General features: G+C 64.6%; 18 protein-coding genes. 3 read left to right on the top strand and 15 right to left on the bottom strand.

What is annotated here, in order from left to right; genetic code table 11:
• The 4 genes from IC232_RS16530 to pal all read right to left on the bottom strand — a co-directional run.
• Window positions 1-554, bottom strand: a 554-nt coding sequence (locus tag IC232_RS16530) for an ATP-dependent metallopeptidase FtsH/Yme1/Tma family protein (RefSeq protein ID WP_190846087.1), incomplete at its 3' end; no start/stop codon positions are given.
• A gap of 144 nt (window positions 555-698) precedes the next feature.
• A complete protein-coding gene (gene tilS / locus IC232_RS16535) occupies window positions 699-1,724 on the bottom strand; it encodes a tRNA lysidine(34) synthetase TilS (protein ID WP_190846088.1) in 1,026 nt (341 codons plus the stop codon).
• Window positions 1,725-1,751: 27 nt separating this feature from the next.
• Entirely contained in the window at window positions 1,752-2,741 is a 990-nt protein-coding gene (gene ybgF, locus IC232_RS16540; RefSeq protein ID WP_190846199.1) for a tol-pal system protein YbgF, read from the bottom strand.
• 112 nt (window positions 2,742-2,853) lie between these two features.
• Window positions 2,854-3,354 carry a peptidoglycan-associated lipoprotein Pal gene (gene pal / locus IC232_RS16545; protein ID WP_190846089.1) on the bottom strand — a complete coding sequence of 167 codons (501 nt, stop codon included), beginning with the start codon at window positions 3,352-3,354 and terminating at the stop codon, window positions 2,854-2,856.
• Window positions 3,355-3,603: 249 nt separating this feature from the next.
• Between pal and IC232_RS16550 the strand changes: the two genes are divergently transcribed.
• Window positions 3,604-5,127, top strand: a complete 1,524-nt coding sequence (locus IC232_RS16550; protein WP_190846090.1) for a phospholipase D-like domain-containing protein — start codon at window positions 3,604-3,606, stop codon at window positions 5,125-5,127.
• A gap of 73 nt (window positions 5,128-5,200) precedes the next feature.
• Window positions 5,201-5,815: an HdeD family acid-resistance protein gene (locus tag IC232_RS16555; RefSeq protein WP_190846091.1), complete on the top strand. Its 615-nt coding sequence runs from the start codon at window positions 5,201-5,203 to the stop codon at window positions 5,813-5,815.
• Between the two features lie 143 nt (window positions 5,816-5,958).
• Here IC232_RS16555 and tolB read toward each other — a convergent pair whose 3' ends face one another.
• Genes tolB through tolQ form a run of 4 tightly spaced genes read right to left on the bottom strand, consistent with a single transcriptional unit; the run spans window position 5,959 to window position 9,668 of the window.
• Window positions 5,959-7,293: a Tol-Pal system beta propeller repeat protein TolB gene (gene tolB, locus IC232_RS16560; RefSeq protein WP_190846092.1), complete on the bottom strand. Its 1,335-nt coding sequence runs from the start codon at window positions 7,291-7,293 to the stop codon at window positions 5,959-5,961.
• A 28-nt stretch (window positions 7,294-7,321) separates the two neighbouring features.
• Window positions 7,322-8,443 (bottom strand): cell envelope integrity protein TolA, encoded by a 1,122-nt coding sequence (tolA, locus tag IC232_RS16565; protein ID WP_312895184.1) that lies wholly within the window; start codon window positions 8,441-8,443, stop codon window positions 7,322-7,324.
• 28 nt (window positions 8,444-8,471) lie between these two features.
• On the bottom strand, window positions 8,472-8,915 hold the full coding sequence (locus IC232_RS16570) for an ExbD/TolR family protein (protein WP_036348222.1): 444 nt from the start codon (window positions 8,913-8,915) through the stop codon (window positions 8,472-8,474).
• Between the two features lie 12 nt (window positions 8,916-8,927).
• Entirely contained in the window at window positions 8,928-9,668 is a 741-nt protein-coding gene (gene tolQ / locus IC232_RS16575; RefSeq protein WP_190846093.1) for a protein TolQ, read from the bottom strand.
• 379 nt (window positions 9,669-10,047) lie between these two features.
• On the opposite strand from tolQ, the gene IC232_RS16580 reads away from it, so the two are divergent.
• Window positions 10,048-10,428 carry a nuclear transport factor 2 family protein gene (locus tag IC232_RS16580; protein WP_190846094.1) on the top strand — a complete coding sequence of 127 codons (381 nt, stop codon included), beginning with the start codon at window positions 10,048-10,050 and terminating at the stop codon, window positions 10,426-10,428.
• Here the strand turns inward: IC232_RS16580 and ybgC are convergent.
• The 7 genes from ybgC to IC232_RS16615 form a co-directional block, all read right to left on the bottom strand.
• Window positions 10,425-10,829 carry a tol-pal system-associated acyl-CoA thioesterase gene (gene ybgC, locus IC232_RS16585; protein WP_190846201.1) on the bottom strand — a complete coding sequence of 135 codons (405 nt, stop codon included), beginning with the start codon at window positions 10,827-10,829 and terminating at the stop codon, window positions 10,425-10,427. The two genes, IC232_RS16580 and ybgC, sit on opposite strands and share 4 nt — an antisense overlap.
• Before the next feature lie 235 nt (window positions 10,830-11,064).
• A complete protein-coding gene (gene ruvB, locus IC232_RS16590; protein ID WP_190846095.1) occupies window positions 11,065-12,111 on the bottom strand; it encodes a Holliday junction branch migration DNA helicase RuvB in 1,047 nt (348 codons plus the stop codon).
• Between the two features lie 86 nt (window positions 12,112-12,197).
• Complete coding sequence (locus IC232_RS16595) at window positions 12,198-12,617, bottom strand: hypothetical protein (protein ID WP_190846096.1); 420 nt, start codon at window positions 12,615-12,617, stop codon at window positions 12,198-12,200.
• A 58-nt stretch (window positions 12,618-12,675) separates the two neighbouring features.
• Window positions 12,676-13,149: a hypothetical protein gene (locus tag IC232_RS16600; protein WP_190846097.1), complete on the bottom strand. Its 474-nt coding sequence runs from the start codon at window positions 13,147-13,149 to the stop codon at window positions 12,676-12,678.
• Complete coding sequence (ruvA, locus tag IC232_RS16605) at window positions 13,146-13,763, bottom strand: Holliday junction branch migration protein RuvA (RefSeq protein ID WP_190846098.1); 618 nt, start codon at window positions 13,761-13,763, stop codon at window positions 13,146-13,148. The genes IC232_RS16600 and ruvA overlap by 4 nt, the downstream gene beginning before the upstream one ends.
• Window positions 13,764-13,972: 209 nt before the next feature.
• On the bottom strand, window positions 13,973-14,476 hold the full coding sequence (gene ruvC, locus IC232_RS16610; RefSeq protein ID WP_190846099.1) for a crossover junction endodeoxyribonuclease RuvC: 504 nt from the start codon (window positions 14,474-14,476) through the stop codon (window positions 13,973-13,975).
• Between the two features lie 108 nt (window positions 14,477-14,584).
• On the bottom strand, window positions 14,585-15,331 hold the full coding sequence (locus IC232_RS16615) for a YebC/PmpR family DNA-binding transcriptional regulator (protein WP_190846100.1): 747 nt from the start codon (window positions 15,329-15,331) through the stop codon (window positions 14,585-14,587).
• Window positions 15,332-15,344: the final 13 nt, after the last annotated feature.

Here is a 15,344-nt window from a genome sequence, read left to right on the forward strand (position 1 = left end):
CCGAGGCGCTGGAACTTCTGGGGATCGCGCAGGAACTCCACAACCTCCTGCAGGTCTTCCTTGGCCTCGTCGATGCCCGCAACGTCGTCGAAGGTGACGCGGCCATGCGCTTCGGTGAGGAGCTTCGCCTTGGACTTGCCGAAGCCCATGGCCCGGCCGGCGCCGCTCTGCATCTGGCGCGACAGGAACACCCAGGCGCCGATGAAGAGCGCGATGGGCAGGATGTTCATGAGCACTGCGATAAACCAGGGGGTGGAATCCGACTGCGGACGGGCCGTGATCGAGACGCCCTTCTGTTGCAGCTTCGTGACCAGCATGGGGTCGCTCGGCGCGTAGGTCGTGAAGGTGCGGCCGTCCGTATAGGTGCCGCTGATCTCGGGGCCGGAGATGACCACGCTGGTGATGCGCCCGGCATCGGCCTCGCTGAGGAGCTGGCTATAGGCGATGTCGCTGCCGCCGCCCCGCTGACCGGGGCTCTGGAACAGGGTCACGAGCGCCAGCACAAGGAGGAAGATCACCACCCAGAGGGCGAAGTTGCGGAAATTTGAATTCATTTGATCAGGTTCTGCCCCAGAGGGAGAGAAAGCGAGAGGAGACTCCCCGCGCGGCTAAACTCAATGTAGGCATACCGTCCCGCCTTGCCAAGGGAATGCGACGTGCATGCCGCATCATCCGATAGCCTGAGCCAGGAGATTCGGCTAACGGCCTCGCTGGCGTGGCGGTTCCGGCCCCACAGAGACCTGTCCGGCCTGGGTCAGACGCAGATGAGCGCCCGCGATGGTGAGGCTCAGCGCCTCCCCGGCCCCGGCCGCCTGCCGCAGGCGCTCCGTGCAGGCCTCGAGCCGGTGAAGACGGCTGTTGTCGAGTTTCAGGCCCGCCTGCATCAAGGCCAGCTCCAGCACACGCAAGGCAATGTCGAAGGGCTCGCTCGTCAGGATCCGCGCCTGAAACGACAGGGTCCCGGCTTCGAGACGCGGTTCGCCCCGGTCGAAGGCTTCCCTGGCTTTGATGTCGAGGGCCTCATCGGCCTGGGCAGCCCTCTCCGCCAGGCGAGCCAGCCGCTCGGCGGTGAGCCCCTCCGCAGCAAGGAGCGGCATCAGCCTGCGCCAGCGCACGCGGGCATAGCGCTCATCCTGGTTCGACGGATCGGTGACGAAGCGCCAGTCGTGCTGCCGGCAATGATCGAGAAGATGTGATTTCGAAATGCCGAGGAGCGGCCGCACATGCTGGATGCCCTGCCGGTCCGTTTCCCGGCGCATACCGGCAAGGCCCTGCAGGCCCGAGCCGCGCGAAAGGCGCATCATCACCGTTTCGGCCTGGTCGTCGAGGGTATGACCCGTGACGAGATGGGAGGCTGCCATCTCGCGGGCATGCTCGACCAAGAGGTGATAGCGCGCCTCGCGGGCGGCCTCCTGGATTCCGGTCGCGGGCTTTTGTCCGCTCCACACGAGCGTCCGGTGTGGCAGACCTAGTTGAGCGGCCTCGCGCGCCACGAAGGCAGCCTCGTCGGCGGCTTCGGGCCGCAGACCATGATCGACGGTTGCGACGGAGATTGTGGGACGGTCTCCGAGGGAGGCCCAGCGGGCGAGGCCGTACATGAGGGCTATGGAGTCCGGACCGCCCGAAACGGCGATGAGGATACCGGAGGCCGGATTCAAAGAAGAAAAGAGACGCTCAAGCCCTTCATCCGAGAGCGGATCATCGGGGGGCGAGATAGGGGCCACGGGGTAAGGGCCTGCTAGGTCAGCGGATCAGCTGCACTTGATCCGCTTCTGCTCGCGCTCGGAGGCCTGGCGGACGGGAGCGGAGGCCTGCGGATATTTGCGGTCGAGTTCGGAGAACACCGCACAGGCGCGATCCTTGGCCCCGAGGCCATTCAGGGAGATGCCGAGCCGCAGCAGGGCATCGGGCGCCTTGGGCGTATCCGGATGCTCGGCCGAGACGTTCAGGAACTGCTCGGCGGCCTCGCGATACCGGTTGCGGACGAGATAGGTCTCGCCGAGCCAGAAGGTGGCTTCCGGCACGAGCTTGTCGCGGGGGTTGGATTGCAGGAAGCGGCGGAAGCTCATCTCCGCCTGATCATATTGCTTCTGCGTGAAGGAGGTATAGGCGGTGTCGAAGTCCGACCGGGGATTGCCGACACTTGTCGCCGCCACGCTGGGATTGGCGCGCTCGGTGATGGCGCCCTGAGGCAGGGCCGGCTGGTCGTCGGCATGCTGGTCGAGCGGGGCGCCCTCAGGGTCATCCTGCTCGATCAGCTCGCCGATCCCGGCCAGCTGCCCACCCGGAAGCGGCAGCGGACGGCCCGCATCGGCTTGAGCGAGCGGCGCCGACGGCGGGGTCGAGCCGAGGGGCCGGGGTGCGCCGGGGGCGCTCGGCGCCTCAGACGGATCGAACACGTCGCTGCGGCGCTGCGGCTGGGCTGGCGCCGGCTGCGCCGGAGGCGGGGTAGGACGCGACGGGGTTGTGGTGGACGGCGCGGGAGCGGGCTTGGAGCTGCTGCCGCCACGTCCCTCCTGGAACCGGAACTCCACATCCTCCTGGAACTTGCGCAGCTGTTCCTTCAGCTGACGGTTCTCGTACTGGAGCTGCTCCATCTGGCCGGAGATCTGCCGGAACTGGCTCTCGAGCCGGTTCAGGCGCACGATTGCATCGGCAGCATCCTGCGCAGCGGCAGGGAGAACCGAAGTGGCGGCCAGAGCCAGGGCAAAGGCGAAAAAGACAAACAGGCGTCGCAACATGCTGGGAATACCGTAAGGATCCAGGGCGGAGGGGCCGATAACACAAAAGCGCCGCCACGGCGAGAATGTGGCGGCGCTCTGCTGTTTCACGAGACTTTAAGCCGGTGAGGCCTTATGCCCCGGCGCCGTTGCCGAGCACCGTCACCGCGCGCCGGTTCTGCGACCAGCAGGAGATGTCGTTGCAGACCGCCACCGGGCGCTCCTTGCCGTAGGACACGGTGCGGAAGCGATTGCCCGGGATGCCGCGGGAGATCAGGTAGTCGCGGACAACCTGGGAGCGGCGGGCGGAGAGCGAGAAGTTGTACTCGCGGGTGCCGCGCTCGTCCGCATGACCTTCAAGGATGAAGGTGTATTGCGGGTAGCGCTGCAGCCACTGGGCCTGCTTGTCGAGGGTCGACACAGCCGTGGGGGTCAGGTCCGTCGAGTCGGTCTCGAAGAACACGCGGTCACCCACGTTGACGACGAAATCCTGGGCGCTGCCGGGGGTGGCGGCACCGCCGGCTCCGAAGCCACCGGCTCCGCCGGCCATCTCATCTTTGTTGGACGAACACGCCGCCGCCCCGAGGGCGAGGACGAGTGCAGCGGCGAACTTGACGGCGCGCAGCGTCATCATTGGCAATACTCCTTACACATACGTTTGCCGAACGTTGTGTCTTTCATATCGGGAGGATGGTTAAGGGAGGGTTCCGTCAACCGAGGAGAGAGACCCGGGGATTAAGGTGAATTATGGCCAAGTTGTGGAAGTTGGGATTAGGGTAAATCAACCGTGAATGAATTCCGGCCGGAGACCATATATCTGTCGTTAGGAAAGCGGACGGAAGCTAGGCTGCTGCCGATTGCCTGTCTCACGCGTTGAGAGGTCATGAATATCGTGACGACCCCGCCCGGCACCCTTGGACAGCCCTACCGCAAGGCCCTCGACGACCTGCGTCTGGAGCGCGCTTTCGCGCGCATCGCCGACAGCGACCTGCGGCACGGCAATGCGGTGTCGCTGCTCAGGGACTCGCGGGAAAACTATCCGGCCTGGCTTGAAGCCATCCGCTCGGCGAAAGACGTCATCCATTTCGAGAACTTCATCATCGCCGACGACGAGAGCGGGCGCGCATTTGCCGATGCGCTCATGGAGAGGGCCCGAGCCGGCGTGAAGGTGCGGGTGCTCTACGACTGGCTCGGCTCATCGTTCCGGGCCCTTCCCGGCTATTGGAAGCGCCTGCGCGGGGCCGGCGTTGAAGCCAAGGTCTTCAACCCGCCGCGGTTGACGGACCCGTTTTGGGTTCGGCGCGATCACCGCAAGGTGATCACCGTCGACGGGCGCATCGGTTTCGTGTCGGGCCTGTGCATTTCGGATAACTGGGTCGGCCGGGACGGTCATGCCCCCTGGCGCGACACCGGGATATGCCTGGAAGGCCCTGTGGTGGCCGATCTCGATGCAGCCTTCGCGGAGACCTGGCGGCTCGCCGGCATGCGGCCGATCCCGAAATCCGAACTGCCCCACCCCGACCTGACCCCGCCGGCGGGCACGATGGCCGCTCGTGTCATCAGCGGCGAGCCGGGGATGCTGCGCACGTACCGGGTCGATCAGTTCATCGCGGCCACCGCACAGCGTAACCTGTGGCTGACCGACGCCTATTTCGTCGCAACCACCTCCTATGTGCAAGCTTTGGGCGAAGCCGCGCGGGACGGGGTGGACGTGCGCATCCTGGTGCCGGGATCAAGCGACGTTCCTGCGCTCCAGCCCGTGGTCCGGGCCGGCTACCGTTCCCTCATCGAGGCGGGGATCCGCGTCTACGAATGGAACGGTTCGATGCTCCACGCCAAGACCGCCGTCGCAGACGGGCGATGGTCCCGTGTCGGCTCCACCAACCTGAATCTCGCGAGCTGGGCCACCAACTGGGAGCTCGATGTCGTCGTCGAGGATACGCAGTTTGCCGAGGCCATGGAGGCGATGTATCTCGAGGACCTCGCCAACGCGACGGAGATCGTTCCCGGCTGGCAGTCGCGCCGCCGTCAGGCGAAGAAGATGCGCTCCCGTCGTGGGCATCGCTATACGAAGGGTGGCGTGCGAAGACTTGCGGCCGGTGCCCTGGCCCTGTCCACCACCCTCGGCAAGTCGGTCTATTCGCGATCGCTCACCGCCACCGAGGCGAGCAGTGTCGCCATCATCGGCTTCGCCCTGCTGGCGCTCGCCGCGCTCATCACCTTCTTTCCGGTCCTGATCATATCGCCGGTGGTCATCGGCCTCGTGTGGCTGAGCCTTGCTCTCCTCATTCGGGCCTTTCGTCTGAAGCGGCGCGTGCGCCTGAGGCGCCGCAAGCTCGCCCTGAGGCGAAGGTTGACCAAGATCAAGGAGAGGGAAGCCTCGCCGGAAACTTCCCTCGGGGAATAAAAGGAAACCGGCGCCTAAGCTTGGCGTTGACGTCACGCAGGGCAGCCGCATCCCGATTGACGAGGAGATCCCCATGGCATCAGGCCCCTCCGGTTCGACCCATTCCTTAGATCGCATCCAGGCCATGAGTTCGCTCCTGGCGCAGAACTGGTGGGCCGTGGCCCTGCGCGGGGTCTTTGCCATCGTGTTCGCGCTCATTGCGTTGTTCTCACCAGGCGCGACGATCCTGTCCCTCGTGCTGTTCTTCTCGGCCTACATGCTGGTCGACGGGGTCTTCGGCATCGTGTCCGGGATCAGGGCCGCGTCCAACCACCAGCGCTGGGGCCTGCTGATCCTGGAGGGCGTCCTCAACATCCTGGTCGGCATCGTCGCTTTCGCCATGCCGGGCCTGACGGTTCTGTTCTTCGTCACCCTGGTGGCCGTGTGGTCGCTGATCACGGGCGTTCTGATGATCGTCGCCGCCTTCAAGCTCAACCCCGAATACGGGCGCGGCTGGCTCATCTTCAGCGGCATCGTGTCGGTGTTGTTCGGGATCGCGCTCCTGGTCGCTCCGCTTGTGGGCGCCGTGGTGCTGACCTGGTGGCTCGGCGCCTATGCGCTCGTCTTCGGCATCGGCCTTCTGGTGCTCGCCTTCAAGCTGAAAGGCCGCAGAGACAACAGCAGTGGCTCAGCCTCGCTGCGGGCCTGAATGTAAAAGGGCGCTAAAGCATCGGACCCAAAAGTGGAGTCCACTTTTGGGTCCGATGCTTCCTTCTTGAATGAGAGCATCGTTTGTGCGGAAAACCGGGTCCACTTTTCCGCACGATGCTCTAGAAGCGCCCTTTTCCTTTATCAGTTGCTCTGCCGGCTCTCGCTCAGCAGCGGCGACCAGGTCGGGTCGGACGCGAAGGACGGCGTCGGGACGGGCTGCTCCACGCGGCCGGTGATATCGACCATGTAGAGCTTGCCGCCGGCCTGCCCGCCGGGATCGCGGAAGAACAGGATGTACTGGCCATTGGGCGCCCAGGTCGGGCTCTCGTTGTGGAAGCCTTCCGTGAGGATGCGCTCCCCCGAGCCGTCGGGCTTCATGATGCCGATGGCAAAGCCCCCGGCGCGCTGCTTCGTGAAGGCGATGTAGTCGCCGCGCGGCGACCAGGCCGGCTGCGAGTAGGAGCCGTCGCCGAAGGAGATGCGGCGCTGGTCGGAGCCGTCCACGTTCATCACGTAGATCTGCTGCTTGCCGCCGCGGTCGCTCTCGAACACGATCTGCTTGCCGTCCGGCGAGAAGGACGGCGAGGTGTCGATGGCGGGCGTCGAAGTCAGGCGCGTGGTGGCCTGCGAGCCGAGATTCATCATGAAGATGTTGGCATTGCCGCCCTGCTGCAGGCTCATGACGATGCGATTGCCCTCAGGTCCGAAGCGCGGCGAAGACGCCATGTCTGGGAAGTTTCCGAGCACCTGGCGCGAACCGGATTCGAGGTTGATCACCTGAACGCGCGGCTGCTGGCCCTCGACCTGGGACATGTAGGTGATGTCCTGCGTGGCCGGCGAATAGCGCGGCGCCACCACGGAGGTGTCTCCTTGAGTCAGGTAGCGCACGTTCGCACCGTCCTGATCCATGATGGCGAGGCGCTTGCGGCGGTTCTCCTTCGGGCCCGATTCATCGACGAACACGATGCGCGTGTCGAAGAAGCCGCCGAAGCCCGTGACCTTGGTGTAGACCGCGTCCGAGATGATGTGGCCGATGCGGCGCCAGAAATTGGCATCCGTCACATATTGCTGGCCCGTAAGCTGCTGGCCCGTCTCGATGTCCCACAGGCGGAACTCGGTGCGCAGGCGGCCCGCAGGATCGCGGGAGACTCGGCCCGTTACGAGCGCCTGGGCGCCGGCCATCTTCCAGGCATCGAAGCGGGGCGCTGCATCGAAGGACGGGCGCTCGGGAAAGCGCGACTTGTCGAGCGGCGCGAAGTACCCTGAGCGCTGCAGGTTGTTGCCGATGATGCCAGACACGCGCTGCCCCATGTCGCCTTCGCCGGAGAAGTCGGCAACGGCGATGGGCATGGGCTGAAACTGCCCGCCCGGTCCAACGCGGAACGAGAGCTGCGCCTGAGCCGATGGGGTAATTGCCGCCATCGGCAGGACAACGGCCAGCGCGACGAGAAGACGGGAGATGAGGCGAGTGATCATGGGATGCTGTCTCAAGCTTTGATGGGCTTTAAGAGAGGGGAGGATCGAACTGGACGTTCAACACTTTCCAGTCGGTGTAATAGGGCGCGAATTTCGCCGGGATCTCGAACTGGCGGCACTTGCGGATGGCCCTGACGGCTGCATCCGCCACCGCGCGATCGGTCGATGAGCTTCCGGCTTGAAGGACCCGCGGGTCGGTGCTGAGCGAACCGTCCTGATTCAGGCGGATATCGAGAACCGGCGCCGTGACCTGTCCGCCTGAGGCCGCAATCGGCGCGCTGTAGCAGCGTTCGATCTGCGACACGAGAATGCCGATGAGGGCATCACGGAGACTGGGCGAGAGCTTCGCGGCCGATCCTGTCGCCGTTCCGAGCGAGGCGGTCTTCTGGACCTCCGCGCCGGTCGCGCCGGTGGACTGGCTCTTGTCCTTGCTGTCGAGGAACTGCTTCAGGTCGCCCATATCGAGCTTCTTGGCAACCTGCGCCTCCTTGCGCGCCTTGGATTCGGCCTCTTCCTTGGCCTTGGCTTCCGCAAGCTTCTTCGCCTCGGCTTCCGCCTTTGCCTTCGCGTCCGCCTCGGCCTTCGCTTTGGCCTCGGCGACCTTCCTGGCTTCGGCCTCGGCTTTGGCTTTCGCCTCGGCTTGCGCCTTTGCCTTGGCCTCCGCCTCGACCTTGGCTAGCTCGGCCGCCTTGGCCTTCTCGATGGCCTCGGCTTCGGCCTTCTCGCGCAGCTGCTTTTCCTCCGCGGCCTTGGCCTCGGCGGCTTTGTCTTCCTGCGAGCGGGTCGGCGGCGCGGGCGGCGGAGACTGAGCGGCGACCGGCTCTTCCTTGTCGGCGACCTTCATCTCGGCCGGACGCTTCGGCGGGGCGGGCGCATCGCGCTTGTCCTCGCCGGGATCCTTCAGTTCGGTCTTGTCGGCGACGCGCTCGGCGCGGGGCTTCGGCTGTGGCGTCTTGGCGTTGGTCTCGCCCTTGGTGATCTGCGAGAGCTGGGCATCGGTGATGACCTCGACCGGGATGCCTTCCTGCGCTTCGGGAAATTCGGCCACGGACGACAGGCCGATCATGGCAGCCGTCAGCAGCGCCGCATGCGCGACGCCCGAGACCCAGAAGCCCGGCTCGGAAGTGCTGAATTTCAGCTTCAACGCCACGTGTGTTTGCCCCTTGCTCTCAATCGGCTCAGCGCTGGTCGATCTCGGTCACGAGAGCGACGCGCTTGTAGCCGGCCGTGGTCACGATCGACATCACCTGGGCGACGCGTCCGTAATCCACCTTCTTGTCGCCGCGCACGAAGACCCGCTCGTCGAAGCCCGCCTTGGACACCTCGGCGAGCTTGCCGACGATGGCCTCGTCCGTCAGCTCCGCCTCTCCGAGGAAGACCTGGCCGTTGGCCTTGATCGACAGGGTCACGGGCGTCGAGTCGGAATTGAGCGGCGCGGCCTTGGTCTGCGGCAGGTCGAGCGGCACGCCCGCCGTCATCATCGGTGCCGCCACCATGAAGATGATGAGCAGCACCAGCATGACGTCGATGAACGGCGTCATGTTGATCTCGTTGATCACGCCCGCCTGCCGGGAGCGCCTGCGGCGGCGCCCGCCTCCTGCCGATCCTGCCATCATGGCCATGCCGAATCCCCCTTAAGCCGCGTTGGCGGGGGAGCGGCCGGCGTGGCCGATGCGCTCGTCCACCTGACGGGACAGGATGGCCGAGAACTCGTCGGCGAAGCCCTCGAGCCGCGACTGCAGCTTGCCCACTTCCGAGTTCAGCTTGTTGTAGGCCAGCACCGCCGGAATGGCCGCGAACAGGCCGATGGCGGTGGCAAACAGCGCCTCGGCGATGCCGGGAGCCACGACCGCAAGGCTCGTGTTCTTGGAGGCGGCGATCGACGTGAAGGAATTCATGATGCCCACCACCGTGCCGAAGAGGCCGATATAGGGACCAGCCGAGCCGATGGAGGCCAGCACCGTCAGGCGCGCGTTGAGCCGCTCCACCTCGCGCTGGATGGTCACGTCGAGCACCTTGTCGATGCGCTGCGGCAGGCTCTGGAACGAGCGTCCTGAGCCCTCGAAGGAGCGCTTCCACTCGCGCATGGCGGCGACGAACACGGCAGCCAGACCCGTGGCCGGACGGCTCTGCAGATTGCGGTAGAGCTCCTCCAGGGACTGGCCTGACCAGAACACGTCCTCGAACCGGTCCATCGCGCGCTTGGTGCGGCTGTAGAGCAGCGTCTTGTTGACGATGATGGCCCAGCACCAGACGGAGGCCGCCAGCAGGCCGATCATCACGAGCTTGACGATGAAATGGGCCTGCCAGAACAGGCCAAAGAAGGACAGGTCGTGGGCCACAGGAGCGGCCTGGGCCACATCAGCCGGATTCATGAATCTCGTCCTCGCTCTTCGAGCAGCCTTGAGTGTTCCCAAGGCTCACCGCAGATTGATCTTAGGAAAATCTGTTTCTGTATCACAGCTGGTTCGCCCCCGAATCTGTCGAAAATAAGGGCGGCGGCGGATAAGACGCAGATCATCCCTGACCGTCACCTGTTAGGCACAGAGTAAGGTTAAGGTCTGGTTTAAGTGCGGCTGCCACAAGGCGGAATCGCCTGAAGTTGATGGGAAATCTTAGCTGGTATACTTCGAGGGCAAACCTCGCCGAGATCGTGCCGATACGGCACCATCAATTCAGTGCCAATCCATCAACCCGCCTTGCGGCGACGCACGAGCGTAATACCATCCTGACCGATCAGAGAGAGGTCGTGTTGTGGAGCATCAGATTGAACCGGCCGAGGTCGTGCGGAAGCAGCTTGAGGCTTACAATGCGAAGGACATCGATGCCTTCATGAGCTTCTGGGCCGAGGATGCGCAATTCTTCGCCTTCCCGTCGGAGCTCCTGGCTGAGGGCGCGGAGCAGATCCGCAAGCGCCATGTGGCCCGCTTCAAGGAGCCCAACCTCTTCGGGCATCTCATCAGTCGCATGAGCGTCGGCAATCTGGTGGTCGACAGGGAGGTGGTGACCCGCACTTTCCCGGAGGGCCCAGGGCGCGTCGATGTGATTGCGATCTACGAAGTCGATGGTGGGACGATTTCGAAAGCCTGGTTCAAGGTAGGCCCGCCGGTGCTCGACACCGCGTCATCGCGCTAAGGGGTCGTCAGCGCCGTCCGCAACTCGTCCGGGATCCGCACGGCCCGCCCTCCCCGGACGGCCGCGACCATGACATCGGCCGTGACCAGGACCTCGTCGCCGCGCCGGACTTCCTGGGCCAGCGTCATCGACGCGCCGCGCATCTCCTTGGGGCGGGTCACGATGGTAAGCACGTCGTCCATGACGGCGCCGCCCAAAAAATCGATGCTCATCTTGCGAACCACGAAGGCTAGGCCGTCCATATCCGCGTGAAGGTCGGACTGCGCCACCTCGACCGCCCGCAACAGCTCTGTGCGGCCACGCTCCATGAAGCGGAGATAGCTCGCGTGATAGACGCGGGCCGAGAAATCCGTGTCTTCGTAATAGACGCGGATCGGCAGGATATGGGCGCCATCCTGCATGAAGCCGGAGAGGTGGGGCCAAGAACCACCCTCCCCTCGGATCTCGGGTGTTCCCGAGATCTGTTCTTGCCTGCCCAATTCGGAAACATCCGACTTGGGTGGGGGAGGGTCGGAGCGCGTCAGCGATCCGGGGTGGGGTGGCAGCGCAGCGTTCGGAGATGTCGCGCTACCCACCCCCTCCCGCGCCTCCGGCGCGACCTCCCCCCTCAAGGGGGAGGTGTTGGCACCGCGCCGCTCACTCATCCGCATCCCCGCCGAACAGCCCGAACTGTGCCGCGGTCTCGCGGGTGGGCTCCGGAATGCCGAGGTGCTTGAAGGCGTGGGGCGTCAGCACACGCCCGCGCGGGGTGCGCTGCACGAAGCCCTTCTGGATCAGGTAGGGCTCGATGATGTCCTCGATGGCGTCGCGCGGCTCGGACAGGGCCGCGGCAATCGTCTCGATGCCCACCGGGCCGCCGCCGAAGGAATTGGCCACCAGGGTCAGGTACTTGCGGTCCATGAGATCGAGGCCGATGGGGTCCACGTCGAGGAGGCGCAGGGACTTGTCGGCGAGGTCGCGGCTGACGGTCTGCACGCCTTCGACGATGGCAAAGTCGCGCACGCGGCGCAGGAGGCGCCCGGCGATGCGCGGCGTGCCGCGGGAGCGCCGCGCAATCTCGTTGGCGCCCTCCTCGCTCATGCCTAAGCCCAGCACCCGGGCGCCGCGCCGGACAATCAGCTCCAGCTCGTCGACCGTGTAGAATTCAAGCCGGATCGGGATGCCGAAGCGGTCGCGCAACGGCGTGGTGAGCAGGCCCGCCCGGGTGGTGGCGCCGACAAGCGTGAATTTCGGCAGCTCGATCTTCACCGAGCGGGCGGCCGGGCCTTCGCCGATGATCAGGTCGAGCTGGTAATCCTCCATGGCCGGATAGAGGATTTCCTCCACGGCCGGGCTGAGGCGGTGGATCTCATCGATGAAGAGCACATCGCGCTCCTCGAGATTGGTGAGCTGAGCCGCCAGATCGCCCGCCTTGGCGATCACCGGGCCGGAGGTCGAGCGGAAATTGACCCCGAGCTCGCGGGCGACGATCTGGGCCAGCGTGGTCTTGCCGAGACCTGGCGGGCCGACGAACAGCACGTGGTCGAGGGCATCGCCGCGCGCCTTGGCGGCATTGATGAAGATCTGGAGATTGGCCCGCGCGGCCTTCTGGCCCGTGAAATCGTCGAGCGACAGCGGCCGGATCGATGCATCGACATCGTCCTCGCGCTTTTCGGGGCTGATCAGGCGGCGGGAATCGGTCAAAGAGGCTTACCTTCCAAAGGCTTCATATAGGCATTTCCGGTGTAATACGCCATCTTTAACAAGATCAAAACAGGAACGTCGAGAGGTTACAGGGTGTTTGACTCAGAGGCTTTATCAAGCCCCTGGGCTACATACCAACATGCCAAGGTCGCGAGGGCGCTCGTCGCAACAAGCAGATAATTCATGAGGCCGTTGCCACCTGGCGGCACCGACATTGACGCAATCCACCATCCACCGGGTGAAATGCCGATGGCCAAGCCGGTTGCGAGCGTACATATGGCACCGGCCCAAGCGCTCATCCTGGGCAGCGCTGCCACGCCAAGACCTATCAGCGCAGATGGCAGAAAACCGAACAGATAGATCGGGACTATGTTCTCCCAACCGAATGTACTGGCGGCCAGAACATCCCCTCCTGGTCGATAGCCGGACAGCTTCACGACCATGGCAGCAACCGACAACAGGACAACCCCAGTGATCGGCCCTACAACGATGAAGACGAGGAGCATTCTCACCCGTTTACGGCTCAATGCGCCAAGTCTTCGCAGGCCGAACCTTATCAAGGTCTTAGCCTCGCGCTTTTCGTGGTTGAGCAGGTGGCAGGGCCAAGGCTCCAGCAGGTCTGTTGAGGTACTTGCTGAGATACCAGCAAGCCGAGGTCAGAATAACAGCGTTCAAAACCGCCAAGGTCATCGTCGATCTATGTCCCAGCGGGACGGCGAATAGGACAGGATGAAGCAATCCAAGCAGGGGCAGAAAGAAACTGATCATAAGGCCCAGCACCAAGACAGATAGCGCTTCTAAGGACGCTCTCATACGGGGGAGCATGCTTACGGCAAGGCCGAGCAGGAAAGACGAGGGCAAGCTGAACAAGTAGACGCCGAAGACCTGTCCCCATTCCAATGAGGCGAAAGATAGCACATTACCTCTTGAGAGATCTTTGTAGAGGTTCAGCATAAAGCCGGCCGTGGACAACGTCAGGACCGCAATAAGTGGCCCAAGCAGGGTAAAGATCAGGACCACCCGCAGCCACTGCATCACCGCGCCAGCTCCCTCAAGCCCAACCGGATCAGCGTCTTCGCCTCGGCCTCCTCACCGGCCTGCTTCATAGCGGCAGCGACGGCGGCGGAGGCCTGGACCTGGGGATAGCCGAGATTGACCAGCGCCGAGATGGCATCCGTCACGGGGCGCGGAGCGGAGTTGTCCTCGACCGCGCCGGTGAGGCGGATCAGGGCCGGATCGACGGAAGCGAAGGCCGGAGCCTTGTCCTTGAGTTCCGACACGATGCGCTGGGCGAGCTTGGGGCCGACGCCGGGGCCGCGGGCGACAGACGCCTTGTCGCCGGTGGCGATGGCGGTCGCGAGGGTGCCCGGGTCGAGCACCGACAGGATGCCAAGCGCCACCTTGGAGCCCACGCCCTGGACGCTCTGGAGCAGGCGGAACCATTCGCGCTCGGCATCCGACCGGAAGCCGAAGAGGCGGATCATGTCCTCGCGCACATGGGTTTCGATGGACAAAACCGCCGCCTCGCCGGTGGACGGCAGGTTCTGGAGGGTGCGGGAGGAGCAATGGACCACATAGCCGACTCCGTGCACGTCGAGGATCACGAAGTCCTCGCCGTAGGAATCCACCACGCCTTTGAGTTTGCCGATCACGTCAGTCTTTGCTCCCGAGAACTCTCCTCCCCCTTGTGGGGAGGAGTTGGAGGTGGGGGTGCGAGCGCTACGCTGGTCCAGCTCAGCGCCGACACCCCCCTCCCTAGCCCTCCCCCACAAGGAGGGAGGGGACACCCGCGCTTCACTTGTTAAACGATCCCGGATCGGCTCACGCCGTCCGGGATGACGCTTTGTGCCTCTGTATCAAACTAATAGCTCGCCGCCAAAGCACGCGCTTTCCGCTGGTGAGCATGGGCGATGGCGATGGCGAGCGCGTCAGCGGCGTCGGCCTTCTTGAAGTCGGCCTTGGGCAGGAGGATCCTGATCATGGCCTGCACCTGGTTCTTGTCGGCATGACCGACGCCCACCACGGTCTTCTTCACCTGGTTGGCCCCGTATTCCGCCACCGGCAGGCCGTGAAGGGCTGGCACCAGCAGGGACATGGCGCGGGCCTGGCCGAGCTTGAGGGTCGCCTGGGCGTCCTTGTTGACGAAGGTCTCTTCGACCGACACCTCGTCGGGCGTCCAGGTCCGGATCACCTCCGTCAGCCGGTCGTAGAGCTGCTTGAGGCGAAGCGCCAGATCGAGATCGCCGTCCGAGGTCACGACCCCGCAGGCGACATACGAGAGCTTCGTCCCCTCGACGGTGATGACGCCCCAGCCCGTGTTGCGCAGGCCGGGGTCGAGGCCGAGGATGCGGACGCGCTCAGTCACTGTTGTTCTCCACCGTCATGGCCGAATTGCTCTACGGCCATCCACGCCATCAACGGTTAAGATGACGTGGATGCCCGGGACGAGCCCCGGCATGACGCACAGCCAAAATCAGCCCGCCATCTTCTGCATGAGGGCGTCGGAGAGCTCGAAGTTGCCGTAGACGTTCTGGACGTCGTCGTGCTCCTCGAGGGATTCCATCAGCTTCATCAGCTTCTCGCCGGTCTCATCGTCGACGGCCACCGGGGTCTGCGGCTTCCAGACAAGCTTCGACGCCTTGGGCTCGCCGAACTTGTCCTCAAGCGCCTTGGTCACCTCGTTGAGATTACCCTGGTCGCAATAGACCTCATGGCCATTCTCGGAGGACGACACGTCATCGGCGCCGGCATCGATGGCGGCCTCCAGCATGGCGTCGGCATCGGCCACGTCCGGGCCGAACTCGATGTAGCCGACCCGGTCGAACATGAAGGAGACGGCGCCGGTCTCAGCGAGATTGCCGCCGCTCTTGGTGAAGTAGGAGCGGATGTCCGAAGCGGTGCGGTTGCGGTTGTCGGTCATCGCCTCGACGATGATGGCAGCGCCCCCGGGCCCGTAGCCCTCGTAGCGGATCTCGTCGTAGTTCTCCGCGTCGCCGCCCGAGGCCTTGTTGATGGCGCGCTGGATGTTGTCCTTGGGCATGTTCTCGGCGCGGGCGGCGAGGATCGCGGCGCGCAGGCGCGGGTTCATGGCGGGATCGGGCAGGCCCATCTTGGCCGCCACGGTGATTTCGCGGGCGAGCTTGGAAAACACCTTGGACCGCACCGCGTCCACCTTGCCCTTGCGGTGCATGATATTCTTGAACTGTGAATGCCCGGCCATGGGGGCCTCCGGA

It is taken from the genome of Microvirga sp. (genome assembly GCF_014699075.1).
Classification (GTDB): Bacteria; Pseudomonadota; Alphaproteobacteria; order Rhizobiales; family Beijerinckiaceae; genus Microvirga.